Below are 24,650 nucleotides of genomic sequence, written 5' to 3'. Positions count from 1 at the left end.
TTTGTTGTTTAAAAGAAGGATGCAAGTAGATGCTACAACAGATTTGTTGCCAACAAGCTTGTTGGCGTTACTTGACGTAAAACCAAAAGGTATTTAGTTTGACTACAAATGGGAGAAAACACGATGCAACCACAAACACCCCCAACAGCCACAAGCATTAAAATACCCGGTGAATTACGAGAGCGGATTCAACAACTGGCCGAAGCACGCAAACGCACGCCCCATGCCATTATGCTGCAAGCGCTGGAAAATTACGTAAGCCAGGAAGAAAAGCGCGAAGCCTTTCGGCAGGAAGGCATAGCCGCCTGGGAAGAATACCAGCACACAGGGCTGCACGTGACCAACCATGAGGCCAAAGCATGGCTAGCAGAACTGGCAGCAGGGAATGACGTAGAGCCACCCAAGTGCCAAATTTAATTAATATTTCCTTTATTTGCATTGACATCTATTATTGAATATATCATTATTTATCAATCGAGAGAACATGCAGAAAAACTTCAGCCTATAAAATAGAGTACAACATTTTTTTACATTAATTTAGCTTATACGTATTGGAGAAAATCATGGGAAAGATCATTCCTAGCCGTAATCAATTCCAAAATTGGACATTGCCGGATAAAGCAAGTTACATTGGCTTGGTATTAACAATTTTAACGCTCATCGTATCCTCTCTTTCACTAGGGTATGGAATATTTCACGACTATTGGACAAGACACTCTATTCAAAAAAAAATTACAGCTTATAACATCTTGGGCTTTCCTACATGCGAAGATATTACTAAATTCAACCTGTACCCAACTAATTTGTCCCTAAAATACTGTAAAGATCTCCCCTCTCCTACCAAATGGGAGGACTTACCTCAAAAACAGTTTGAATCACTTCATCTACCAAATGATCTTGATGCATTGGACCTCTTGCCCGAAGCCCTATGGGTTCCACTTGCCTTGCGCGGTAACCTACAAGCAAAATCAATGGAGGGTAAGAATAGTACATTAAAACTTCTTAGTAATGAAAATATCCTTAAAGCCACTGATCGCTTAATAGATATTGTTCTATTTGACAAAATATTGTTTCCACACAGTAACAACCAAACCACTTCAAATACAAAGCAAACCGCAAGTATTCAAAACTCACCTTCAGATACTAAGAAAAAAATATCTTCTCTTAATCTCTTGGAACAGACAGAATTAAATAATATTAATTCTCTTAAAGCGTTACTTGGCTCACTTTCTTTCAACTGTACCTTTACGGATATACTAGAAAATACCGAAACACAAAATATATGCATCCAAGAGAAATTACAGGAAAAATTTACAGAGGGGACAGTTTATAAAGTGCCATATGAACTTATCCTGCAACAGCCAAATCAACTCCTCAAAAATCTAACTATGGAACTTGTATTATTGATTCATGGAACTGAAAGTATAACGGCAAACGAGAAACAAAACTGGTTTGACATTTTGCCCATCATGCCAAACGGACAAAGGATCAATCTTTACAATATCCTGTTAACTGAGCGTATTAAACTAAAGCAACTTGATGAAAAATATATTAACGACATTCGGGCTCTTAACGAAAAACACAATATCAATAACAAAGCGAAGAGTAGCGAACAAATACAGACGTTAAAAATGCTTGAAGAGCAAGCTTTAATTTTGCCATCGGACTTTAAATACTGCAGCACATATCTTGCAGATTTTCCCGAAGTAGAAAAAATTATCGCAGCATATGAGAAACCAATTCATAAATACGAAGAATATTTACTATCATCTATTGCATTTAAGAAATCCATAAGGGCAACACGTGCATTTGCTGCTAAAGCCTACCGGGAGAAAATTATACCAGAAAACAAAGAGATAGAACACTTAACGCTTCTTGGGGAATTGTCCAATACACTTGGAGAACGCGACGATGCACTTCTCTTCTTAGAGGAAGCCCTAAGAACAAATGGAGGATTCACGGAAGAAAAAATGCCTGCGCTGAGTATATTTATTACCACACTCCCAATGGAATCTACGGTTGCCATATGCAATCAAGTTGCTCCTCAAATATTTAAGACTCCCTCGTCATTTAGCCGAAAGAGCATAGACCGAATTACTTCTAAATGTCTGTGGTATAGCTACCTTACTGGAGATGCACTCAAAGATGAATACCTATCCCACACTCCGGTAGGTAAGTACACTCTACTGAATTCGCTCAACCTGCTAGCTCGAAAAATCGGGATGGCAAAATTAAATATAAAGGATCACTATGCAGAGTTTCTTGCTCAGCCCCCCCTTTGGAAACCTTTCAGCAACGCAGAACTTGTTTATTTTGACCTTTTGCAAGGTATTATGAATAACAGTTTTAATGGAAATCCTCTGAACAACCTCATGAAGATAAGAGAATTTAGGGAACAAGCCTACGTTAAATAATACCCCCCTAAACCACCAACCGGGGCAAAGCACAAGCTGTGCTTTGCCCCGATGTGTTGTACGGGCAAGGGGTTTACTTTCCCGTTTCAAAGGCTTGGCGGCATGAGCCCGCCATTGTGTTCCAGGTCTACATTGCCTCCAATGACAGCACAATCGGCATATGTACTGCGAAGCAGGCCTGAACCACCAGCACACAAGCGAGGGAGCAAGGAAAACACTCCTTAACGCGCCACGCATGTGCCCTGTATGTAAACCAGCCACGGGGAGGAGTGCGAATCATATGGCGTTACGGAAGACCCGTTACAGCCAGTACTCACCGTGGTTTCATACATTCCCTGCTCTAATAAAAAGCAGGGAGTTTTCCTTCACCCAAGGCAATGCACCGCTATGGAGGAAGTTTGTTCTCCGTTCATTTACGGAGGAAGGGGCATTGCCGGGCAATGCCACCGTAAATTTTGCGTCATTCTCCACCCCGAAATATCAAGGTGCGCAGTTTGCTACACAAAGGGGAACAGAGTTTTCCCTGTTGCCCTTGGTGCAGCAGCGTTGCCAACGCAGGAGAAACCAATAATGCAATTCTTATGCGGCGCTTTTTGGAAGCCTAACGTAGGCAGCCGTCAAAAGAACCAGCCGCACGCGGCGCAGGAGTTTTTGCTTGCACCCAGGCGGGCAAACCTGCTTTGAAGGAGTGGACTTTTCTGTCCATGACGGAAAAAGCAGTTGCAGCCCAACGAAGGTACAAGCAAAAAGACCAAGCCGCGAAATGGGGTTCAGGAAGGAGGGGGGCCAGGGGGGAGGAAAACTCAAGGGCTTCAAGCCCTTGGGGTGTCCTCCCCCCTTCCACTCCACTTTTATTTTCTTAATACCTGCCCTTTGAGCACCTTCTCAAGCGGCTTGCCGTCGCGCACAGCGGGTTCGCCGTTCACCAGCACGTGCAGAATCCCTTCGGGGAACTGGCGTGGGTCCTGGTAAGTGCCTTTGTCGATGATGGTATCGGGGTTGAACACCGTGACGTCAGCGGCATAGCCGGGCTTAAGCAGGCCGCGGTCTTTCAGGCTGAACACCGAAGCGGGCTTGGAGGTCATTTTGCGAATGGCCTCGTGCAGGGGAATAACTTTTTCCTCACGCACATACTTGCCAAGCACGCGGGCAAATGCGCCGTACACGCGGGGGTGGGGCTTGCCGCCAAGCAGGCCGTCTGTGCACACGTTCATTTCCGGGCGGGCAATAAGGGCTTTCACGTGCTCTTCCAGCCCGTAAAAGTCTACCATGCCCACAGCGTTTGATTCCTGGTACAGCAGGTCGAAAGTGGCATCCAGCGGGTCTTTGCCGCGCATGGCACCCAGTTCTACAAGGCTTTTGCCCAGGGCGTCTTTGTTGGCATCTGTTTTCACAGAGGTGACAAAAATACCGTCCAGGCCAGCAAAGGCCACAAAGTTATCCCAGCCTTGAATGCCGGTGTGGATATCTTTCACCATCCGCTTGCGGGCTTCAGGGGAAGCAAGGCGCTCCAGCAGCTTGTCTGTGCCGCCATCATGCACCCAGGGGGGCAGAATAACGCCCAGCATGGTGCTGCCTGCCACATAGGGGTACTGGTCGAAGGAAACGCGAATACCTTCGCGCTTTGCTTCATCCAGCAGGCCCAGCACCTGATCAAACAGGTGGGCGTTGTTTTTGCCGCACAGCTTGAAGTGGGAGAAGTGTACCCACACGCCGGAATCGCGGCCCACGTTAATCACTTCACGCATGGAATCCAGAATGGTGTCTGCTTCGCTGCGCTGGTGAATAACAAAGGGCACGTTGTTTTTTGCGGAAACTTTGCACAGTTCGGTCACTTCGTTGGTGTCGGCATAGGCGCAGGGCATGTAAATAAGCCCTGTGGAAAAGCCAACGCCACCAGCGTCCAGGTCGCGCTGCAACACGTCGCGCATGCCTTGCAGCTCCGCTGCGGTGGCAATGCCACTTTCCAGGCCCTTGGCTTCCATGCGCACGTTACCGTGGGGCACAAGGTAGCACAGGTTAGTGCCGGAACCGTTCTTTTCCAGCAGCTTCAAGTAGTTTGCCGTGGTGTGGAAGTTCCAGTCAAAGTCGTCTTTGTCGCCGTCCAGCCCGGCCAGGTTTTTACGCCAGGGGCTGATGAATTGGGGCGGCAGGGGGGCAATGGAAATGCCGTCCTGGCCCAACACTTCGGTGGTTACCCCTTGCATAAGCTTGGGGGTAAGGTGGGGTTCTTTGAATACTTCAAGGTCGGAGTGGCTGTGGGTGTCAATAAAGCCAGGGGCAATAACGCACCCTTTGGCGTCCAGCACATCGTCAAAGCCAGATTCGTCAATATTGCCCAGGGCAAGAATGCGTCCGTTCTCAATGGCGAGGGAGCCGGGCACCCCAGGGGTGCCCGATCCGTCGATGAGAACGCCGTTTTTAATCAGGCGTTTCATACTTATTACCTCAGTTCAGAAAGGCGGTTCTGTTCCACGTTTTCAGCGCTAATGGCAGGGGGTGCAGCGGGCACGCCCATGCTGCGTTCAATCATGGAAACGGCGAAGAAGGCCACGGTGGAGGCAGCGGAACCAACAACCAGGGACATGAGGCCGTAAGGCTCACCCAGGTACTGCCAGATGCCTGCAACAACAGAGCCGCAGATGATGGCAGCCAAACCGCCGTTCTTGGTGGCGTTCTTGTAGATGAAGCCAAACAGGAAGGCAGCGAATGGGCCTGCTGAACGCATGGTAAAGCCGAATACCAACAGGTCAATAATGCCAATGGCAGGGTTCAGCGCAATGTACAGGCTGGCAATACCCATAACGCCTACAACGGCCTTGCTCAACAGCAGAATGGTGCGGTCGCTGGCATTGGGGTTAATATACTTCTGGTACACGTCTTTGGTGAACAGTGTGCAGGAAGCAATGAGGTTACCAGAAGCGGAAGACATGGTAGCCGCCACAACGGAAGCCATAACAAGCCCGGCAATAAGCATGGGGGCAAACTTCATGGCAGCCATGGGCATGGCCTGGTTAGCCTTGATGTCCGGGAAGTGGGCAAAGGCCACAATACCGATAATGGCTGGAATAAAGCCGTACAGGGCCATAAGCAGGGAACACAGGAAGGAACCCAGGCGAGCAGTTTTAATGTCGCGTGCCGCAAAGTAACGCTGCACGGCTTCCTGGCCTGTGGAGAAGGTCATGAAGTACATCAAAATAAGGCCGCCAATGGTCTTCCAGCCTACTTTTGTCAGTTCAAGCTGGGTGGGGTTTCTGGCTTCTGCCAGGCTTACCACGTGTTCCCAACCGCCTGCACCGTGTACAATAATGGGCATGGCAATGGCCATACCAACGGTAATAAAGCAAATGTGCACAATGTCGGTAAAGGCCACGGAAACAAGGCCGCCCATCATGGTATACAGGGTTACTACAATAGCCACCATAACGGTAACGGTCACAAAGTCGCCGCCGGAAATGGTTTCAATAATAGAGCTTGTGGCCTTCACCTGGGCAGCTGTTGCAACGAACAGGGTACACAGGGAAAGGAAGGTGCTGATCATGTGGGAAGGTGTGCCGTAGCGGCGGGCCAGAATTTCCGGCACGGTAGTAGCCATGGAGCGGCGCAGGAAGGGAGCGATGAAGGATACCAGGAAGATACCAATACCCGCACACACCACGTACCAGCCAGCGGAAAGGCCCCATTCGCCATAGGCCTTGGAAGCCACACCAATGGTGCTGCCCCCGCCAATTTCAGCGGCGGCAAGGGTGCCTGCCATCATGAGCGGGCCAAGGGAGCGGCCAGCCAGGTGGTAATCTTCCGAGCTTTTTACCTTTTTGAAGGATACGTACAAAGAAATGACGATCATGGTCGCCATGTAGGCGATAACAATGTAAAACGTAGAGTTCATCAGGTATCCTACCTTTTAGAGAAGGGACTTACAAATAACTGCATAGCCGTCGGTGGCACCATGCAGTTGGGATTCTTCAATGTACTCATCAATGGTGTGGGCAAGGGTTTCCACCGAAGGGCCAAAGCCGAAGGTGCGAATGCCCTTTTCCCCGGCATAGTGGCTGCCGTTGGTGCAGAAGGAGTAGTGGGTAATGGTGGGATGAAAGCCAGCAGCTTGCAGGGCTTTGAGGGGGCGCTGAATAAAATCTTCGGTTTCTTCAAACAGCCAGCCGGGGAAAAAGCGCTCGCCTTCAATAATGTTCCCGGTGTGGCAGTTTTCACGGCCTTTAGCAAAAGAAACCTTTGCCTTGAAGGTGGGGTCGGCTGCGCTCAGTTTGTCAACAGCTTCCTGGAACGGCGCAATAACGGTGGCAGGGGTTTCACCTACCAGCAGGCGGCGGTCGTAGGTTGAGCGGCAGTGGCTGGGCACAACGGAAGCACCAGGGTACGGGGTGGAAATAATGTCGGTAAGCACGGAAACGCCAGGGCCAAGCACGGGGTGCTGGGCAGGTACAAAGGTGTTAATTTCGCCAGCCAGCTTCATCATGGCATGCACGGCGTTCACCCCTTTGTGGGGGTTGGCAGAGTGGGCAGGCACACCAAAGGTTTCTACCACCACTTCTGCACGGCCACGCTGACCAATTTTCAGGTTCAGTTCGGAAGCTTCACCAATAATAACTACATCAGGCTGCACCAGGGCGCTAATTTCGCGGGCGGCAATGCCTTCAAAGCATTCTTCGTGCACAACGCCAGCAATGTAAATGCTGCCAGCAAAGTCGCGCTTTGTTTCGCGGGCAAACTTGGCAGCACCAACGCACATGGCAGCCACAGCGCCTTTCATGTCGGAAGCGCCACGGCCATAAATACGGCCGTTTATCAGTTCGCCACCATAAGGGTTCTGCTTCCAGGCATCGGGGTTTGGCACAGGTACGGTGTCAATGTGGCCGTCAAACAGAATTTTCAGGCCAGGGCGGTTCCCCTTGATGCACCCAATAATGCTGCCGTATTTATCAACAACAATTTCATCGAACCCGTTTTTTTCCATGTACTCGCGCATTACCGCCACAACACCGTCTTCATGGCCAGAGTTGCTGGGGCTTTGCAACATGCGTTCGCACAGGGCGTTCACTTCCATTTTTTCTTCATGGGAAAGCATAAATCCTCCGAAAAACCTGCATTAAGGCATTTGATTATGGGCCGGACTACCCGGCTTATACATTTATGGAAACATTGATTACATGGCACATGGGAAACGCGCAGTTATTTCGTTTGGCAAGGCATGAGCGTTTCTTGCTATTTGCCTGCGTGGGAGCCGTACCACACCACTTCACGGAACGTTTCAGGGGAGGTGTCCCCTTCAGTGCTCACAAGCAGTATGCGGGAAGAAGCGTCCAGCTTCAGGGCTTTGCGAATGTCAGCCGCTTCAGGGCGGCGCATGATGTAGTCGAGAAGGCCAGTGGTTACTGCACCGGATTCACCGGAAATAACGCGCTGGTCGCCCCCAAGCGGGGAAGAAAGAATGCGCATACCGTTGGCAGCAATCCAGTCTGGGCAGGAAATGGAGGCAGCGGCGTAGTCGCGCAGCACGCCCCAGCTAATGGTGCTGGGTTCGCCGCAGGCAAGGCCTGCCATAAGGGTGGAAAGGTCGCCCGTTACGTTGTGCGGGGCACCGTCGCCTGCCACCATGGACTTGTAAATGCAGTTTGCCTGGTGTGGCTCCACAATGGTGGTAATGGGCAGGTCGTCGCCAAATACTGAGGCAATAAACCCAAGGGCAGCGCCAGCAAATGAACCAACACCCGCTTGCAGGAACACGTGGGTGGGGCGGTCAATACCTTGCTCTTTCAGTTGCTCAACCGCTTCAATGGTCAGGGTCATGTAGCCCTGCATAATCCAGCGGGGAATGTCTTCATACCCTTCCCAGGCAGTGTCTTGCACCATCAGCCAGCCGTGTTCATCAGCATTTTTGTTGGCAAGGCGCACGGCGTCGTCATAGTTCAGGTCGGTAATGGTGCATTCTGCACCAGTGGCAAGAATATTCTTCTGGCGGATGGGGTCAGAACCTTTGGGCATGTACACAGCGGCATGCTGTTGCAGTTGCTGGGCTGTCCAGGCAACACCACGGCCATGGTTACCGTCGGTTGCGGTAGCAAAGGTAATGGGGCCAAGCTTGGCGCGCACGGCGTCTGAACACAGCTCATCACGGCCCAGGTCTTCAATGGGTCGGCCCAGGCGTTCAGCCAGCAGGCGACCAATGGCGTAAGAACCGCCAAGCACTTTAAAGGCATTCAGGCCAAAGCGCTTGGATTCATCCTTCACATGCACACTGCCTACGCCAAGGTCTTTTGCCAGTTGTGGCAGGGCGGCAAGAGGCGTTACAGCGTATTCGCTGAAGCTTTTATGAAAATTGCGTACACGGGTCGCTTCTTCTTTATTGAAGTCTGCAAGCCCGGCACCTTGGCCTGGGCGCTTTTGCGCTTTATTCATATGCAACAAAACTGAGTTCACGGTATCCTCCTGAAACTGTTTAAAATCCACCAGTGGACTTTACTTCATAGTAGCAATTTTTGGGCCATTGCTTATAAACAATAATATCAGCATATTAACGCAGAAATCCCATGATTTTTTGAATATCATTTTGAGAATTTATCAATTCGATACATAACCACTTTACTGTATGAAAACACTCTATTGTTATGCTCCCAACGCTTTTAGAAATCATTCTTGATTTATTTTTATCATAATGATACAGGTAACAACACAGCACCTCTTTTGTACCTTAAGGAACGTTCCATGCTCTCATCCATTGCCCCCTATGTTGCCCGCTATTGCCGGGTTATTGCCACAGTAACCGGCATTAACGTGGAAGTGGCAGACACAAACCTTATCCGCATTGCCGGAACAGGCATGTATGCCGAAGGCACCGGGGCCAGCATACGCCATGCCGGGGAAATGTACCGCCACGTGTTGCAAGCCTCCGTTACCTTCATTATGAAGAACCCGCGTAAAAACGCCTTGTGCCACAAATGTGCCAACCTGCCCAACTGCCGGGAGACCTTTTCCATTTGCACCCCCATTGTGCATAATGGCCGCCCCCTTGGCATTATTGGCATGATATGCTTTACGGAAGAAGAACGCGAGCGCATGGTGGCAAACCTTGACGTGTATAAAGACTTTGTAGAGCAAATGGCCCAAACCCTGACCATGGTGGCGGCAGAACACCAAAAAGGCAAACAGACCCAGCACATGCTGGATACCTTTTTGCAAATAACCGACCTTGACCACCGCGGGGTAATGACCCTGACAACCCAAGGTGCCATCAGCTATTTGAATGACAAGGCCCGCGAAACACTGGAAGTGACGGAAAGTACAGACCTGCACAGCATTAGCCTGCGCAGCACGGGTTCCATTATTTCCGACATGGAGGAGTATGAAGTACGGGTTGGCGGGAACACCACCCTGCTAATGGGAAAAATTTCCGAACTCCAGTCGGAAGACCCCACATTCCACCAGGCGCTTGTGTTCGACTCCCTCCCCCACTATACAAAAATGCTTTCCCAGTTCACCCACAGCACGGAAAGTTCCGGCCTGAAGGCCATTGTGGGAGAAAGCCAGTCACTGCTGGAACTCAAGCAGAAAGTGCTGCAAATTGCCCACACTTCTTCCACCGTGCTCATTACCGGGGAAAGCGGTACAGGCAAGGAAATGTTTGCACGGGCCATTCATGCTTCCAGCGACCGACGCAACGAACCCTTCATTCCCATAAACTGCGGGGCCATTCCCGACGCATTGCTGGAAAGCGAGCTGTTTGGTTATGTGGGGGGGGCGTTTACCGGGGCCAGCCCTTCCGGCTATATTGGCAAGTTTGAATTTGCCCACAAGGGCGTGCTTTTTTTAGACGAAATTGGCGCCATGCCCTTGTATTTGCAAGTAAAACTATTGCGCGTACTGCAAGACATGCGCATAACGCGCTTGGGTTCCAACCGCACCATTGATGTAGACGTGCGCATTATTGCCGCCACCAACGATTTTTTGCCAAAACTCATTGAACAACGCATGTTCCGCGACGACCTGTATTACCGCCTCAACGTTATTCCCCTGCGCATTCCACCCCTGCGTGAACGCACGGCCGACATTCCTGCCCTGGCCAGTTTTTTTCTGGAAAAATACTGCCGCCTGTTTTCAAAAAAGCTCATTCGCCCCACCCCCAGGCTGCTGGACGCTTTAAGTTATTATGCCTGGCCCGGCAACGTGCGCGAATTTGAAAACATCATGGAATATTTGGTGAATATCATTCCCGAAGGCGGCTCCGCCACGGTGGGCATGCTGCCTGCCAAAATTCGGGAAGCTGCCCCCCATGCGCCCATGGCCCCTGCCAGCCCGGCCAGCTCGACCCTTGGCACCCAACTTGCCCCGGTGCTGCCCCTGGCGGAACTGGAAAAAAATGCCATTACTCAAGCCTTGCAGCGCTATGGCATGAGCGCCAAAGGCAAACAACAGGCTGCCAACGCCCTGGGCATTGGCATTGCCACCCTGTACCGAAAAGTGAAAGACTATGCTATGGAAACAAAACAATAAGGGCACACCTTTTCAACGTTTTCTCTGGGGCGAATCCAGCTTGCCATTCTAGAGCAGTGTACCTTTGAAAATTTGCATCCATTTGCCATAAAGCGCATGGCATGTTCCTTATAACACCTCGTTATACTATACGAACACAGCCCCCTTCGCAGGTATCCGCATTGCGGCCACCGAGCAATTTCAAAGTGAAATTGCTCTAGCTGGAACAAATGCACTATGCTCTACAAGCCACAGAAAAATTTGAAAAATTACATAAAGACACAAGACAATCACCACCATTGCCCATTCTGGCAAGGCAGGCTATACTCCCCAAATGAGGTACCCTATGAAAAAATGCCCTAAATCTCTTTCGCTTGTACTCATGACATCCCTTGCCCTTGGCGGCCTGGGGTGTTCCAATGAACCCGAAGCAGAACAAAAAGAAGAATTTCGCACATTTTCCACTGTGGGCGAATGCATACGCAGTGGCGCCTTTACCGACGCCCAGTGCGAAGAAGAATTTAAGCTGGCCCTTGCCCAAACCCCCAAGTTTACCAGCCTGGCCGACTGTGAACAAAACTTTGGTGCTGGCAATTGCGGCGACAACCCCCTGGGGCAGGCTGTAACCAGCGCGGCACAAGCCGTGGACCAAACAGTGAACAATGCGGCAGAAGCAGTGGGCCTAGCCGGAACTGCGCCAGCAGGTGCCAGCCAAAACGGCACAGCCCCCCAACAGCTTACCCAAAACAGTGCCTACCAAAGCGGAGGCAGCTGGATGCCCCTTATGGCAGGCTTCATGATGGGCCGCATGCTTAGCGGTGGTGGCATGTTCCAGGGCTCCCAGCCCCTGTTCCGTGACAAGCCCCAGGCCGGTGGCACCGCTGCTGCTGGCGGCACCTCCTTTCGTACTGCCACGGGCGACGTGGTAAAGCCAGACGCCGCAGGCCGCGTAGGCAACCCCGGCACGGGCATTCGCAAAGGCTTTCAAAGCACGGCAAAGCCCGTTGTGGCACGGGGCACCACCTCTTCGCGCAGTGGGTTTGGCAGCAGCTCCAGCTACGGTACAAGCAGCGGCTCATGATTCGCACAACAATACCCCCGCGGGAAGGGTGGGAAGCCAAGGCAGAGGCCGACGGCTTCATTTTCCACCATGTGGACGGCAAACTGTACTGGGATGAGTCGGTTTGCTACCAGTTTACCCTGGAGCAAATAGAAAACGACCTGGAAGACCCCACCCAGGAACTGGCAGACATGTGCCTTGCCCTGGTAGATGAAGTGGTGCAAAGCAGTGCCCTTATGGACATGCTGGCCATTCCCCCCAAGGTGCAGCCCATGGTGCGGGAAAGCTGGCAGAACAAAGAGCCCACCCTTTACGGGCGCTTTGACTTTGCCTACGACGGCACCGGCCCTGCCAAGCTTTATGAATATAACGCAGACACCCCCACAGCCCTGTTTGAGGCCGCCTACTTCCAGTGGCAATGGCTGGAAGAAGCGCGCCGCACAGGCATTGTGCCAGCCGACGCCGACCAGTTCAACTCCATTCAGGAAACGCTCATTGCGGCCTTTGAAGGTATGCTGCCCCTGTGCCCCACAGGGCTGTTGCATGCCACCTGCGTAAAAGACACGGCAGAAGACCTGGCCACCGCCACCTATGTGCGCGACTGTGCCGAACAGGCGGGCTTTCGCACCCGGCATGTGTTTGTGGAAGATATTGGCGTGGACGGCAACGGCAACTTTGTGGACGCGGAAGACGTGCCCATTCACTGGCTGTTCAAGCTGTACCCCTGGGAATTTATGGTGAATGAAGGGTACGCCCCCCACCTGCTCACCTGCGACACCATGTTCCTGGAACCTGCCTGGAAAATGGTGCTCTCCAACAAGGGTATTCTGCCCTTGCTGTGGGAACGCTACCCCAACCACCCCAACCTGCTGCCTGCCTGGTTCCATTCAGAGCGCACCAAAGCCCCTTACCCGGACTATGCCGTGAAGCCGCTGTTCTCCCGCGAGGGCGCCAACATTGTGCTGTACCGCAACCATGAAGAAGCCATGCGCACCGGGGGCGACTACGGCAAGGAAGGGGCCATTGGGCAACTGCTGTGCCCGCCCCCGCACATGGATGGCTTTGGCCCCGTTGTTGGTAGCTGGGTGGTGAACAATACCGCCTGCGGCATTGGCATACGTGAAGACGCTACCCCCATTACAGGCAATCTTTCCCGCTTTGTGCCGCACATTATTCTAGGCTAGACAAGATTTTGACCATACCTTCGGCAAAAAATAAGGCCTGCTCCAGGAATACTGGGGCAGGCCTTTTGTTTCAGCAAAGACTCTTGCTACTTCAAATACATCAACCAGCACAAAAACAGCGTTGCCACCAGGGAAAGCCCCAGCAGGGGCACCCCCACCTTCACGTAGTCTTTCACGGCATAGCCGCCGGGTTCACGCACCACCATGTTCACAGGGGAGCCGAAGGGAGAAATGAAGGAGGCGGAGCAGGCAATAGCCACAACCATGGCGCAGGCCTGGGGGCTAATGTCCAGCTTCATGCCGGCATCCACCGCCATGGGGGCAAGCAGTACCGCCACAGCGGAGTTGGAAATAAAGCTGCCCATGAGTACGGTGAACAGGAACAGGCAGGTGAGCACCACCAGCGGGTTCACTGTGGCAAAGGTAGCAACAAACCATGTTGTTACCACGGGAATAACCCCGGTTTTTTGCAAGGCCACAGCCAGGGGCAAGATGCCGCCAATCATCACAATGGTTTGCCAGTCTACTACATTATAAATGGAGTTCAGGGGCACGCAGCGCGAAAGCAGCAAGGCCGCTGTGCCCGTAAGAATGGCGGTGACCGGGGGCAGCACGTTGAACACCATCAGGCTTATCATAATGGCAAGAATGATGAGTGCCGTTTTTTCCTTATGCCGGAAGGGCACCACTTCCTTATGGTCCTGGGGCAAGGTAAGCAGCAGGTACTGGTCGCGGTTTTGTTCCAGGCGCAGAATATTCTTCCAGGCCCCACACACCAGCAGCACGTCGCCAAACTTCAAGGGCAGGTCCGTAATGTTTTCGGTAATGGTTTGGCCCTTGCGCCGCACCCCCAGCACCATGCTCTGGAACAAGGTTTGGAACTGGGTTTCTTTCAATGACTTACCGATAAGTGACGAATCCGGGTTCAGCATCACTTCCGCAATGCCCACCACCTGAAAAAACGAGCGGCGCAAGCCAGCACTGGCGGAAACGGTGTGCAGGGAAAAGCGCTCCGCAAAGGCCATTACATTTTCCGGCTTGCCAATAACCATAAGCAAATCACCGGAAAGAAACACCCGCTCTGGCCGGGCCGAGGTAATGGGGGCTCTTCTGTTGTGTTCCCCGCTTTGTACGGCCAGCAAAATAATGTGGTAGCGGGCATTCAACTGTACACGGGCCAGGGTTCTGTCCACCAGGTCGGAATGGGCAGGCACCCGCAGCAAGTATTCAAACTGATCAAGCTGGTGGTATTGCAACAGGTCGTCTATGCACGGTTCTTTTTTGCGTTCCACCTTGCTGCCCTTGGGGGCCAGCATGTTCTGCCCAAACAGCACCATAAAGCCAATGGCCAGCAGCAGCGTAACCACCCCAAACGGGGTAAAGCTGAAAAACGAAAGCGATTCAACCCCCTGCTCCCGCAAGGCCCCGTTGGTAACAACGTTGGCGGTGGTGGCCACCAGAGTCATCATACCACTAATAAGGGCCGCCGCCGCCAGGGGCAACAGCAGGCGCTTGTGGTTCAGGTTGGCTTTTTCCGCCACATTCAGGGTAATGGGGGTAAAAATAGCGGCGGTGGCTGTGGAGCTCATAAAGGCCCCCACAGTGGCGGCTGCCCCCATAATCATGGCAAGCAACCGCTTTTCATTGGTGCCGCCGTAACGAATAATGCCTTCACCCACGCGCTGGGCAATGCCCGTGTGGGTAATGGCCTTGCCCACAATAAACATACAGGCAATAATAATAACAGCGCTGCTGGAAAAGCCGGAAAGAGCCTCGCTTGTGTCCAGCACGCCGGAAATCATCAGGGTAAGAATAACAAGAACAGCCACTACGTCATTGCGTAAGCGGTTGCTTACCAATAACCCTACGGCTCCTGCCAGGGTAAGCAGGGCAATAAGCATATCCCACTGAAGCATGAACGACTCATTTACTGGCCCAGAACAAAATTGGGCCACGTTGCGGCGCACCCGGTGGGGAACCGGCGGTGCAACCCATGAACTTTGCAACGGCAAAGCAACTCTTCCCCAAGCGTGCGCCCATAGTACGCCTCATGACCTGAATCATCAAGAGGGAAACACACTCTCCATTCCTTTGTTTCCTGAAAAAGCCATGTGCGCCAACAAAAAGGCTGGTTATTCTGCCATGAGCAAAATAACCAGCCAAACCATTACACAAGCATACCGCTGTTAAGCGGAAAATCGCTTGCCTCCTTTACACAGGGGCGTAAAAACAGCGCTTGGGGGAATGGATTTTCCCTTCTTTTTTCAGGGCGTCAATGGCTTTGCTCACGTCTTTGGAATCCACAGCCAGTTCTTTGGCAATATCACCGGGGCGCACGGGCTTACCCGCTTTCACCATGGCGGCAAGTACTTGGTCTTTCATATGAATTACTCCTTGGAATAAAATTGAGAATAGCTGCATGGCAACACAACAGGGCTGAAATAACAACCCACAGCCAGTATGCCCCACACAATGTTCCCTCAAATAATGCGTTTTATAGGAACAATTGTCAATAATCATATGGAGTAAAATTCCACACCCCTCGCCTATTGCAATACCACCATATTCCGATAGGCTTACAACAGCCATAAACAGCAATTATTGGTAGTTATAGCAGGAACACTCATGCGTATTTGCCTTCTTGATGCACCAGCAGCCCTCACGGATGCCCTGCAAAGCGCCGGGCACAAGGTTGCCCCCCTTGCTTCACCGGGGGGTGTGTTGCATTTGCCCAAATTTCTTGCAGCCAACAAGGTAGAGCCAGAGCTGTTCATTCAGGTAGAACACCTGGGTAGGCGCACCTTGCTCCAAGGACTGGAAGGCCTTGCCTGCCCCACCCTGTTCTGGGCAATAGACACCCACCTGAACCATTACTGGCAACAGTATTATGCCTTGCTCTTTGATGGCCTGCTTACCCCGCATATTTCCCTGTTTGCCAAGGCGCCCCACCCCCTGGCACCCCAAAAAATACTGCGCTTTGCCACCCCGGCACAGGCCATGCCCTGGCAACCCCATGCCAACCGCCGCAACCCCCTGGCCCTGTGGGCACGCCTTACCCAAGAACGCCCCGCCCGCGCCTGGCTTGTAGCATTGCTGCAACAGCAATGTGGCCTTGTGCACAGCCAGGAAGGCACCCTGCAAGATATGATGGCCCTGTATGCCAACACCCGCATGGTACCCAATGAGACCATTGCAGGGGAAGTGAACTTCCGGCTGCTGGAAGTAGCCGCAGCAGGATGCCTTGTGCTGAGCCCCCAGGTGGGGGAAGACCAAAACGCCCTGCTTTGCCCCGGTAAAGAATATTTGCCCTATACAAGCGCTTTGGAACTGCTGGAACATATTCACTGGGGCATGCAACACCCAAACCAGGCAGAAGCCATGGGCCACAAGGCATGGCTGCGGGTGCAGGCAGAGCATTTGCCAGCACACCGGGCACACTCCCTGTTGCAGTATGGTGCAGGGCTTACCCAAAACAGGGCCACCGGGCCAGAAGCCAAACTGCTTCTCTGGCTTGCCCTTGCCTGGCATGTGCGTAACGGCAGGGTGAACCTGCCAGCTACCGACACAGCCCGCCAAGGCGCGGCCCTTGCTGCGGGGGTGTGGCAACGTTCCCCGCTTGCTGCAACGCTTGCGGGCAACGCCATGGCCATGAGTATTTGCTTGCTGGCAGAAGATACCCCGGCAGCTTGCAATGATGCGCCTAAGGGCAGTTCCCCTGTGGCAGAACACCCTGGTACCGCTGCAAAGCACCAGCAGGTGCAGCAAAGCAACACCACCCAAGAGGCATTGGCCCTTGCTGCCATGATAACCGCACAAGCCCAGGAGCGTTCCCTTCAGTGGGGGGGCAATGCGGCAACAGATGCCCCACAACATCCCGGCAGCTCATTACCAGTACTTTCCGTGGCTATGTGCCTGGCCCTGCGGGAAAATCAGGTGGATGCAATTACGCGCTACCAGTTGTGCCTGGGGGCAAAACGGGGTGCAGGCGCTCCCCAACGCGAAGAAATGTGCATTCACCTGGCTTCCTTGCTACGGGCACACGGGCACCTTGCGCATGCAGGCTTTTCCTTTCAGCCTGAAAAGGACATGCTTGCAACCACAGCCCTGGAATGGCTACTATTGGCCCGCCAACATGCCCCACATTCGGTTGCGGTACAGCGCCATCTGACATCCTTTGTGAACATGTGCCCTGGCTACCATATTCTGCTGCTGGATAAAGCGCATAGTCAGCCTGGGCAGTTAGCACATGCAGCGCAGGCAGAACAGCAAATCCCGCCACTACACCCCACATGGCGGCACTTGCTGGAGCAGTCCGTTACGTGCCTGCAACTTTTCCTTGTGGGCCAGGGCATATGCCTGGCACAACAAGCACTGGCAAGTGCGCGCGCCGTAGGGAAAGAAGATGATTTCCTGCGTACCCTGGTACGGCACGACCCAGGCGGGCTTATGGCACAGCTCCTAGGCACAGGTGGCAAAGCACTCCGGCCTAGGCAGTAATACAAAGCAAGGCCATTGCAAAACTTCATTTTGCAATGGCCTTACATTTGAAATGCTGCCGGAAAAGCCCCCTTACAAAGCCCGCATGCCCTGCACAAAAATAACGGCACCACTCAGGCCAATAAAACAAAACAAGAGGCGTTGGTACACGGCATTGTTCATGTTGCGGGAAACGCGCACCCCTGCATACACCCCCACAAGGCCACCGGGAATACCCACCAGCATGGCAAGCAAAGTATGCACCCCGTGCATGCCCGCAAGCCCCTGGCCAAGCACCATCATCAGGCTGGTGGTGGCGGAAAACACACCCAGCCCTGCCCTGCTGGCGTCTTTTCCCCAGCCGGAAAGGGAGGTGTAAATAGCCAATGGGGGGCCATTAAAACTAAAAGCCGCGCCAAAGGTGGTGGCAAAAAAACCTGCCACATAGCCCCAACCCCGGCGCACCACCGTGCCCAGGGCATTCTTTTGGCTAAACCCCCAACACGTATACGCTATTAAGAAAAGGCCCAAGGCAGGGCGCATATACTGTACAGGCAACACACGCCAGGCAAAACTCCCCAACAAAGCACCGGGAACAGCCCCTACCAACACAGGCATAACCCGGCCCCAATCAGCACTGCGGCGGTAGCGCCAGCCCTGGTACAGGCTTACCACCAGCACCATAAGTGAATTGGCAGGAACGGCAATGTTCATGCCCATACCCAGTGAAACCAGTGGCATGGCAGCCATGGCTGCCCCAAACCCGGTAACGCCGTTCACAAAACCGCCAAATACCCACCCTGCGGCAAACCAAAGCAAAACATCTGTTTCCATACGTGCGCACACCTGTGTTGAGGGGGTATAAATGGGAAGTGGTCAGTTTTTTCGTTTGGCTAGGCGTAAACATTTTTTACGGGGAAGCTACAACTTACTGAAAAATAGGGACTGTGCTTTCACGCTCATATCTCTACATAGCGCAAGGGAAACGCGTAGTTATTTCATTTGGCAAGGCACGAGCTTTTTTTGAAGCAGGAGTGGACTCTTCCGTCCTCGACTGCTTCAAAAAAGGCGAAGTAACGTCGCCAAACGGAATAAATCAGCGTTTCCTTTAGCTGTCGGGGAAACGAGTATATATCATAGGCAACAACGCATATACCTCTTCCATGCAATCCACCAGTGCCGGGTCAAAGTGCTTTCCGGACTCATCACGAATAAGGTTCATGGCGTTATCAAACGGCCAGGCTTTTTTATAGCACCTGGGGGAAACAAGGGCGTCAAACACATCGGAAAGGGCCGTTATGCGGGCTGGCAAAGGAATTGCTTCCCCTACCAGTTTGCCATGGCCTTCTCCCCCCGCATACCCTGTGCCGTCCCATTTTTGGTGGTGGTGCAAGGCAATTTCATAGGCCATGTCGGCAATGTCTTCCCCGGAAGGGTACAAAATGGCAGCCCCCATGGTGGTGTGCCTGCGCATTACCGTAAATTCATCATCTGTAAGGCTTGCCGGTTTTTTCAGAATAAGGTCGCTTACCCCTACTTTGCCCACGTCGTGCAGCATGGCGGCAAGGCGAATGCAGCTTTTTTCATAGCGTATTTTATCAAGGCTTATGCCCTGCCTGTTGCCCCACACCTGATAAAGCTCTGCCGCAATGGCACCCACACGTTCTGCATGGGGCCCTGTTTCCGCAGGGTCATGGGAAGCGGCCATGTGCAGCATGCGGTAAATATGCTTACGCAACAGCGAACCGCGTTCCAGAATGTTGCGGGCTTCCCTGGCAAGCAACTTCACATACTGTTCTGAACCGGGGGAAAACGGGCAAACCTTGCCTGTGTGGGAATCGTGACTGTTAATAAGCTGCAACACCCCGGCAATTTCCCCGCCCATGTGGTAAAATGGCACGCATAACACAGACTGGGTGCGGTAGCCTGTGCTGTTATCAAACGTGTTGTTAAAGGCGTAGGGCACGTTTTTTGGCAATTGACGCACGTCTGGCAGGTTCAGCACCGTGCCTGTAATGGCGGTGTAGCCCGCAATAGATTCCATGGAAAGGGGAATGCGCAGGGTTGAATAGGCATGCTTGTAAGCTGTGTCTACTGAAAACAGGCTGTCGTTGTGGGTGTAAGCGAAAACAAGTTCATTGCCCTCTGCCACAAACACTGTGCCTGCATCTGCCCCGGTAACTTCCCGGCTTTTGGCCAAAATACGGTCAAGAATGCTGCTTTCTTCCCGGTAGCGGGAAAGACTGTCTAAAAACAGGGGAAGCCAGTCACTTGGCTGGGCCACAAAGGTTGGCACCTGGGGGGGGAAAAAGCGGTCCCCTTCTTTAGCAACCAGCAGCTTGGGCCCGCCGGGCTTTTCCATGCGTTGCAACTTGTGCTGCAACTGATCCAGAACACGGTCGCTGCGCGTGGGTTCATGGTGTGAAAGCACAAGGCAACCCACGCCAGCAACTTCCGCGCTGGCAACCCATTCTTCCCACATGGAATGGCCCCAGTCCGGCTGGTAATCTTCCTTGCCAAACATGGCGTCCACCACGGCAAGGTCTACCCCGCGTAAAAGGGCCTGGGCAGACTCACGGGCAGCAGGAGTTGGGGAAATTTCATGGTCTCCGCTGTAAAAAAACACGCCTTCATCGCCATGTACTTTATAAGCAAAGCCACCTCCCGGGTGGTGGGCGGCAAGCGGTTCCACCTGCACGCCTTGCTGCGGGGTACCATGCACACTGGTTACCTGAACCATTTTTCCGGCTTCAACAACATGCCAAACAATATTGCCCCTGAAGCTCTGGAAAGGCACAGGAAACAGTTGCCCGGCAAGATAACCAAGGAGAGTTTCCTGCACTGCTTTGCTGGCATATAAGTGCACTGTCCATTCCGGGTCATGCATAGGCTTGAAAAAGCATAGCCCCTGAATATGGTCGGCATGGGCGTGCGTAAAAAAGATATGGCACTCTTTATGAACAGGCAAATAATTGTTCATTTGAAAAAGGCCAGTACCTGCATCAAAAAGAATGAGCGCCCCTTCGTTGGTTCGCACTTCTATGCAGGTTGTGTGGCCCCCGTAAAACAATGTTTCTGATGAAGGGTTGGCTATGCTGCCACGCACCCCCCGCAGTATTACTTCCATGGTTCACTCCAAGGTAATGCCTTTGCCATAAACGTATTTTCAAGAATTATAGCAGGCACTTATATGTAAAAGTCTCCCGGCTTATGCCATGCGGGCCGCGCTGTCCAGGTTTTCAGAAACGCTGGGTAAACGCCACCAAAACAAATTTGGCACATGCTTGCATGAACAAGAGAAAAGAACTGCCCCGCAGGACTAAAACAAGTTACACGAGGGTGCGTGAACTCAAATCCTCATCTCTAAAAGCCATGCAAACCATTAAGCATAACGGAAGGTGCATTGATGTCTGTATTACATACGTCAGCCACGCCTGCCATGCAACTATTTCCATGCATTTTTGTTCACAAAATACACATTTGGTTACTTTTGTCGCATCCAATCAACGTTTTCCCTTGTGCCACGCATTGTACCGGCAGGGTGAAAAAAAAGAGAGAACAGGCCGGAAAAAGTATGCATTTCCCGGCCTGTTCCTTAAACGCAACCCGGCACTACCAAAGCAGATACCGGGCTGAAATACGGGCTTGCAGCCAACTGTTTTTTGGCTACATAGCGCTTATGCCTACGCAACGGGTTCATGCCCACGCATGTACCCCAGAGCTTTCAAGTGACAATGCTTTAGAGTATGTGCTGCCGGGCATTCCCACCCGGCAGCACATGCCCACTTATTTTTGCCACTTGGCGTCTTCATCAATCAGGGCCTGGTTTGGCTGGGTACCCTTTACCATGAACAGCACCAGGGCAAGAATAGCAACCACTACCCCCGCAATGTTGGCCGAGTTGTAAGAAAGTGCAAACCCAATTTTGTCAAAGCACAGGTAGGTAACACACACGGCCGTCATGAAGGTGGCTGGCACAGAACAAATCCAGTGGAACTTGCTGCGGCGTGCAAGCCAAATGGCCCCGGTCCACAGCATAAACATGGCAAGGGTCTGGTTGGCCCAGCCAAAGTAGCGCCAGATAATGGAAAAATCCATTTGCGAAAGGACTGCCCCAATAACAAACAGCGGCACAGCAATAATCAACCGCTTGGGTATGCTTTGCTGGGGCATTTTCAGCAGGTCGGCAATGGTCAGGCGGGCACTACGGAATGCGGTATCGCCCGAGGTAATGGGCAGAATAACAACACCCAGCACAGCCAGGGTACCACCAAGGCCGGTACCAAGCAGTGTGTTGGAAATTTCGCTAACCACCAGGGCGGCGTTGCCCTTGGGGCCAAGGGCATTGCGCAGCCCTTCAGCGGATTCATAGAAAGAAAGGCCAAGGGTAACCCACACAAGGGCAATAAGGCCTTCACCAATCATGGCGCCATAAAAAACCTTACGCCCCAATTTTTCATTTTGCAGGCAGCGTGCCATCATGGGCGACTGCGTGGCGTGGAAGCCGCTAATGGCACCGCAAGCAATGGTAATAAACACCATGGGCCACACAGGCAGGCTTTGGTGGGTATTGGTGGAAAAATCAAGGTTGGGCAACACGGTGTAGCCCTGGTAGAACATGGCAATGGGCAGGGCTACAGCCATAAACAGCAAAATGGCGGCAAATACCGGGTAAATGCGGCCAATAATCATGTCAATGGGCAGGCAGGTAGCCAGGAAGTAATAGACAAAAATGATAATAACCCACGTAAGTGTGTTAATGCCCGTCATTTTACTGAGCAACCCTGCGGGGCCGGTAACAAACACCACACCCACCAGCAGCAGCACCAGTACGGAAAAATAGACCATAAACTGGCCGGCAAACTTGCCCATGTTTTCCGTTACAAGCGTTGGCACAGAAGCACCATTGGAACGCACGGAAAGCATACCGGAAAAGTAGTCGTGTACGGCCCCTGCAAAAATGCACCCGAATATAACCCAAAGCAGGGCCACCGGGCCATACAGGGCACCAAGAATGGGCCCAAACACCGGGCCAAGGCCTGCAATGTTCAGCAGTTGAATAAGGTACACCTTCCAGGTGGGCATTTCCACAAAATCCACACCATCAGCCAGGCGTACAGCTGGGGTTGAACGGTGTTCCTGCGGGCCAAAAATTTTTTCAACAACGGCCCCATACACAAAGTACCCTGCCACAAGCAACACAATGCTCAGCAGGAAAAAGACAGATCCACTCATATGTATCTCCTTGGTCAATAACTGTGAATAACATCCATTGCCTGCATAGTACTGCAGACTCCCTTATATATTCAACCGCTGCACAGAGGCAGGTTATCTTTTCAAGTGAATGGTGGCGTGGCCATTTCCCACGGCATCCTTCCTACACGGGAACCTAGAGCAGAACTGCCCAGGAACACGAAGTTGCACCGCTGCCACCACAACAGGTAGCAGTACCAACATATATTCTTTTGCAACTAAAGCAAAATAGCATAAAAGCGCAATAAAAGCTATTCTTTTTAATGTATTACAGTAGTTAGTCCACAATAATTTTGTTCCAAGGCAATGCATTACGCCGCAAAGACCAAAATCAGAGCATTGCAAAATTGAAATGCTTTAGTTCATAACCTTGGCACTGCGAATATGGCGGCGTTCTTCCTGAAAAATAAACTGAATAAGCCGTTCCTTGTCATCTTCTTCCACACTTTGAAAGGCCACGGCATACACGCTGTCTGCCAGGGAGGAAACAACCATGGCCCGGCACACCACCGAAACAAAGGGAAACTCTTGCAGCACAAGTATCAGCTCAAGGCAGTCGCCGGGGGCCAAGGGTTCACGGCACTGCAACGTTGCTCCGGTGGCACTTAAGGCCACAAAGCGCCCCTGGGAAGGAAAGTGCGTGGAAAGAGACTCTTGCTGGAACCGCCCCACCAGAATATCCAGTTTTTTATCCATTTCCACCAGAAAGCGCGTTACTGCCTCCGGCAGGCGGGCCGTTTCACAAAACGCTTCACGCACAGCACTGCCCCCGCTTGCTATTGAGGCAGAATACAGGGACGCTTCAGACAAATCTTCCATAAGCCGAAACAGCGTTTTAACAGAGGTAACAACTTGGAGTGGGGAACGGTTCATATGGGACTCTCACTTACAGCTATTTGGCCCAGCAAGCTAATGCACCGGGCAATGACATTGTTGTTAAAAAGAAGCCCCAAATGGCTGCACGGCTCTGTGCCATGCAGCTGCCACCCCGCAGGGGGCAACAGGGAAGCGGCAGGCTGCACCGATTCATCTGTAGGGGAACAAAACGCATGGGCTGGGAAAGAAGGGGCCGTGTGGGCTGCTGCCAGTTGGCGCAAAAAGAGGGAGCCAGGGCACAGGCTTTTAGCAAGCTGGCCAGGGGCAAAGTGGGCAAGCTGGCTACCTTCATGGGGGGTGCCAAACGTGATAACTCCGCCAAGCCGCTGCCCATTGCCAGGGCGCATCAGCCACAGCCGCACAATAAGTCCCCCCAGGCTGTGCCCAAGCACCACAGGCTTTTTACCGGGGAACCGTCGTTCCAGCCGGTCCACCGCTTCTTCAAGGCCGTCAGCCAATCCTTCGAGGGAAGTATAAAAACTGCGGTACACATAACAGGTAGAGGCATAACCCGCACCATACAGCGCCTTTTGCATACCAAACCAGGAAGCCTGATTCTGATAAATGCCATGCACCAACAATACCGGGGCATGGCGTGTTGTGGCATGCTCAAAACGCTTGCGCAAGTAAATGCTTTTGGGCACGCACAACATTTCCCACAATTGGGAAACAACCGTGCGCCACAGCATGGCGGCAAATGCCCTGCCGGAAAATGCCGGGGCAGGCAACGCCGCACACGGAAAACGGCGCACACAGCGCCAATAAAGCAGGTTAGACCCAAGGGCAAACACAGCATACAGCCCAAGGGCCACACCAAGCAAGGTAAAGAGGAGCTTCATATGATTCCTAGGATGGAGAATACATGCAGTTCTCCTATACCCCAAGCCGTAACCAAAGGCA

At 52.4% G+C, this 24,650-nt stretch carries 18 protein-coding genes; 7 read left to right on the top strand and 11 right to left on the bottom strand.

Annotation, left to right across the window (positions count from 1 at the left end):
* Positions 1-123 precede the first annotated feature (123 nt).
* On the top strand, positions 124-417 hold the full coding sequence (locus tag G497_RS0102625) for a CopG family ribbon-helix-helix protein (RefSeq protein ID WP_027186986.1): 294 nt from the start codon (positions 124-126) through the stop codon (positions 415-417).
* Between the two features lie 146 nt (positions 418-563).
* Positions 564-2,414 carry a hypothetical protein gene (locus G497_RS0102620; protein ID WP_027186985.1) on the top strand — a complete coding sequence of 617 codons (1,851 nt, stop codon included), beginning with the start codon at positions 564-566 and terminating at the stop codon, positions 2,412-2,414.
* A gap of 851 nt (positions 2,415-3,265) precedes the next feature.
* Here the strand turns inward: G497_RS0102620 and G497_RS0102605 are convergent.
* From G497_RS0102605 to dpaL, 4 genes are all read right to left on the bottom strand, one after another.
* On the bottom strand, positions 3,266-4,852 hold the full coding sequence (locus tag G497_RS0102605) for an N-acyl-D-amino-acid deacylase family protein (protein WP_027186983.1): 1,587 nt from the start codon (positions 4,850-4,852) through the stop codon (positions 3,266-3,268).
* Between the two features lie 5 nt (positions 4,853-4,857).
* Entirely contained in the window at positions 4,858-6,303 is a 1,446-nt protein-coding gene (locus tag G497_RS0102600) for a sodium:solute symporter family protein (protein WP_027186982.1), read from the bottom strand.
* Between the two features lie 15 nt (positions 6,304-6,318).
* Positions 6,319-7,500: a YgeY family selenium metabolism-linked hydrolase gene (locus G497_RS0102595; RefSeq protein ID WP_027186981.1), complete on the bottom strand. Its 1,182-nt coding sequence runs from the start codon at positions 7,498-7,500 to the stop codon at positions 6,319-6,321.
* 137 nt (positions 7,501-7,637) lie between these two features.
* Complete coding sequence (dpaL, locus tag G497_RS0102590; RefSeq protein ID WP_211228733.1) at positions 7,638-8,852, bottom strand: diaminopropionate ammonia-lyase; 1,215 nt, start codon at positions 8,850-8,852, stop codon at positions 7,638-7,640.
* Positions 8,853-9,137: 285 nt separating this feature from the next.
* On the opposite strand from dpaL, the gene G497_RS0102585 reads away from it, so the two are divergent.
* The 3 genes from G497_RS0102585 to G497_RS0102575 all read left to right on the top strand — a co-directional run bounded on the left by G497_RS0102585 (position 9,138) and on the right by G497_RS0102575 (position 13,145).
* Entirely contained in the window at positions 9,138-10,922 is a 1,785-nt protein-coding gene (locus G497_RS0102585) for a sigma-54 interaction domain-containing protein (protein ID WP_034636269.1), read from the top strand.
* Between the two features lie 325 nt (positions 10,923-11,247).
* Positions 11,248-11,982: a DUF1190 domain-containing protein gene (locus G497_RS18840; RefSeq protein WP_027186978.1), complete on the top strand. Its 735-nt coding sequence runs from the start codon at positions 11,248-11,250 to the stop codon at positions 11,980-11,982.
* Positions 11,979-13,145 carry a glutathionylspermidine synthase family protein gene (locus tag G497_RS0102575; protein WP_027186977.1) on the top strand — a complete coding sequence of 389 codons (1,167 nt, stop codon included), beginning with the start codon at positions 11,979-11,981 and terminating at the stop codon, positions 13,143-13,145. The genes G497_RS18840 and G497_RS0102575 overlap by 4 nt, the downstream gene beginning before the upstream one ends.
* Before the next feature lie 86 nt (positions 13,146-13,231).
* Here G497_RS0102575 and G497_RS0102570 read toward each other — a convergent pair whose 3' ends face one another.
* Positions 13,232-15,061 (bottom strand): SLC13 family permease, encoded by a 1,830-nt coding sequence (locus G497_RS0102570; protein WP_027186976.1) that lies wholly within the window; start codon positions 15,059-15,061, stop codon positions 13,232-13,234.
* Here G497_RS0102570 and G497_RS0102565 point away from each other — a divergent pair.
* Positions 15,060-15,335, top strand: a complete 276-nt coding sequence (locus tag G497_RS0102565) for a hypothetical protein (RefSeq protein WP_027186975.1) — start codon at positions 15,060-15,062, stop codon at positions 15,333-15,335. The genes G497_RS0102570 and G497_RS0102565 overlap by 2 nt on opposite strands.
* Positions 15,336-15,356: 21 nt before the next feature.
* On the opposite strand, the gene G497_RS0102560 is transcribed toward G497_RS0102565, so the two are convergent.
* The gene (locus tag G497_RS0102560) at positions 15,357-15,566 is read right to left on the bottom strand and encodes a DUF8462 domain-containing protein (protein WP_500683357.1); all 210 of its coding nucleotides are present in this window, start codon (positions 15,564-15,566) and stop codon (positions 15,357-15,359) included.
* A 204-nt stretch (positions 15,567-15,770) separates the two neighbouring features.
* Here G497_RS0102560 and G497_RS0102555 point away from each other — a divergent pair, with 204 nt between their 5' ends.
* Entirely contained in the window at positions 15,771-17,642 is a 1,872-nt protein-coding gene (locus G497_RS0102555) for a glycosyltransferase family protein (RefSeq protein WP_027186973.1), read from the top strand.
* Between the two features lie 72 nt (positions 17,643-17,714).
* Here G497_RS0102555 and G497_RS16340 read toward each other — a convergent pair whose 3' ends face one another.
* The 5 genes from G497_RS16340 to G497_RS18830 all read right to left on the bottom strand — a co-directional run bounded on the left by G497_RS16340 (position 17,715) and on the right by G497_RS18830 (position 24,589).
* Entirely contained in the window at positions 17,715-18,455 is a 741-nt protein-coding gene (locus G497_RS16340) for a sulfite exporter TauE/SafE family protein (protein ID WP_051257753.1), read from the bottom strand.
* Between the two features lie 274 nt (positions 18,456-18,729).
* Entirely contained in the window at positions 18,730-20,748 is a 2,019-nt protein-coding gene (locus tag G497_RS18835; RefSeq protein ID WP_027186972.1) for an HD domain-containing phosphohydrolase, read from the bottom strand.
* A 659-nt stretch (positions 20,749-21,407) separates the two neighbouring features.
* On the bottom strand, positions 21,408-22,856 hold the full coding sequence (locus G497_RS0102535) for a carbon starvation CstA family protein (RefSeq protein WP_027186971.1): 1,449 nt from the start codon (positions 22,854-22,856) through the stop codon (positions 21,408-21,410).
* A gap of 375 nt (positions 22,857-23,231) precedes the next feature.
* Positions 23,232-23,747, bottom strand: coding sequence for a PilZ domain-containing protein (locus G497_RS0102530; RefSeq protein ID WP_027186970.1), 516 nt, complete (start codon positions 23,745-23,747; stop codon positions 23,232-23,234).
* Entirely contained in the window at positions 23,744-24,589 is an 846-nt protein-coding gene (locus G497_RS18830; RefSeq protein ID WP_051257752.1) for an esterase/lipase family protein, read from the bottom strand. The genes G497_RS0102530 and G497_RS18830 overlap by 4 nt, the downstream gene beginning before the upstream one ends.
* Between the last annotated feature and the right edge of the window lie 61 nt (positions 24,590-24,650).

The organism is Desulfovibrio cuneatus DSM 11391, from assembly GCF_000430005.1.
Classification (GTDB): Bacteria; Desulfobacterota; Desulfovibrionia; order Desulfovibrionales; family Desulfovibrionaceae; genus Frigididesulfovibrio; species Frigididesulfovibrio cuneatus.
The sequence above is the reverse complement of the archived record's forward strand: the minus strand, read 5'-3'. Positions and strand labels throughout refer to the sequence as shown.

Excerpts from the sequence above, each read along its gene's own strand:
- G497_RS0102595 (WP_027186981.1), bottom strand. The coding sequence starts at position 7,500 with ATGCTTTCCCATGAAGAAAAAATGGAAGTGAACGCCCTGTGCGAACGC.
- G497_RS0102565 (WP_027186975.1), top strand. The coding sequence starts at position 15,060 with ATGAACGACTCATTTACTGGCCCAGAACAAAATTGGGCCACGTTGCGG.
- G497_RS0102605 (WP_027186983.1), bottom strand. The coding sequence starts at position 4,852 with ATGAAACGCCTGATTAAAAACGGCGTTCTCATCGACGGATCGGGCACC.
- G497_RS0102575 (WP_027186977.1), top strand. The coding sequence starts at position 11,979 with ATGATTCGCACAACAATACCCCCGCGGGAAGGGTGGGAAGCCAAGGCA.
- G497_RS18830 (WP_051257752.1), bottom strand. The coding sequence starts at position 24,589 with ATGAAGCTCCTCTTTACCTTGCTTGGTGTGGCCCTTGGGCTGTATGCT.
- G497_RS0102600 (WP_027186982.1), bottom strand. The coding sequence starts at position 6,303 with ATGAACTCTACGTTTTACATTGTTATCGCCTACATGGCGACCATGATC.
- G497_RS0102620 (WP_027186985.1), top strand. The coding sequence starts at position 564 with ATGGGAAAGATCATTCCTAGCCGTAATCAATTCCAAAATTGGACATTG.
- G497_RS0102585 (WP_034636269.1), top strand. The coding sequence starts at position 9,138 with ATGCTCTCATCCATTGCCCCCTATGTTGCCCGCTATTGCCGGGTTATT.
- G497_RS16340 (WP_051257753.1), bottom strand. The coding sequence starts at position 18,455 with ATGGAAACAGATGTTTTGCTTTGGTTTGCCGCAGGGTGGGTATTTGGC.
- G497_RS0102625 (WP_027186986.1), top strand. The coding sequence starts at position 124 with ATGCAACCACAAACACCCCCAACAGCCACAAGCATTAAAATACCCGGT.
- G497_RS0102530 (WP_027186970.1), bottom strand. The coding sequence starts at position 23,747 with ATGAACCGTTCCCCACTCCAAGTTGTTACCTCTGTTAAAACGCTGTTT.
- G497_RS0102555 (WP_027186973.1), top strand. The coding sequence starts at position 15,771 with ATGCGTATTTGCCTTCTTGATGCACCAGCAGCCCTCACGGATGCCCTG.
- G497_RS0102570 (WP_027186976.1), bottom strand. The coding sequence starts at position 15,061 with ATGCTTCAGTGGGATATGCTTATTGCCCTGCTTACCCTGGCAGGAGCC.
- G497_RS0102535 (WP_027186971.1), bottom strand. The coding sequence starts at position 22,856 with ATGAGTGGATCTGTCTTTTTCCTGCTGAGCATTGTGTTGCTTGTGGCA.
- G497_RS18835 (WP_027186972.1), bottom strand. The coding sequence starts at position 20,748 with ATGGAAGTAATACTGCGGGGGGTGCGTGGCAGCATAGCCAACCCTTCA.
- G497_RS0102560 (WP_500683357.1), bottom strand. The coding sequence starts at position 15,566 with ATGCAGCTATTCTCAATTTTATTCCAAGGAGTAATTCATATGAAAGAC.
- G497_RS18840 (WP_027186978.1), top strand. The coding sequence starts at position 11,248 with ATGAAAAAATGCCCTAAATCTCTTTCGCTTGTACTCATGACATCCCTT.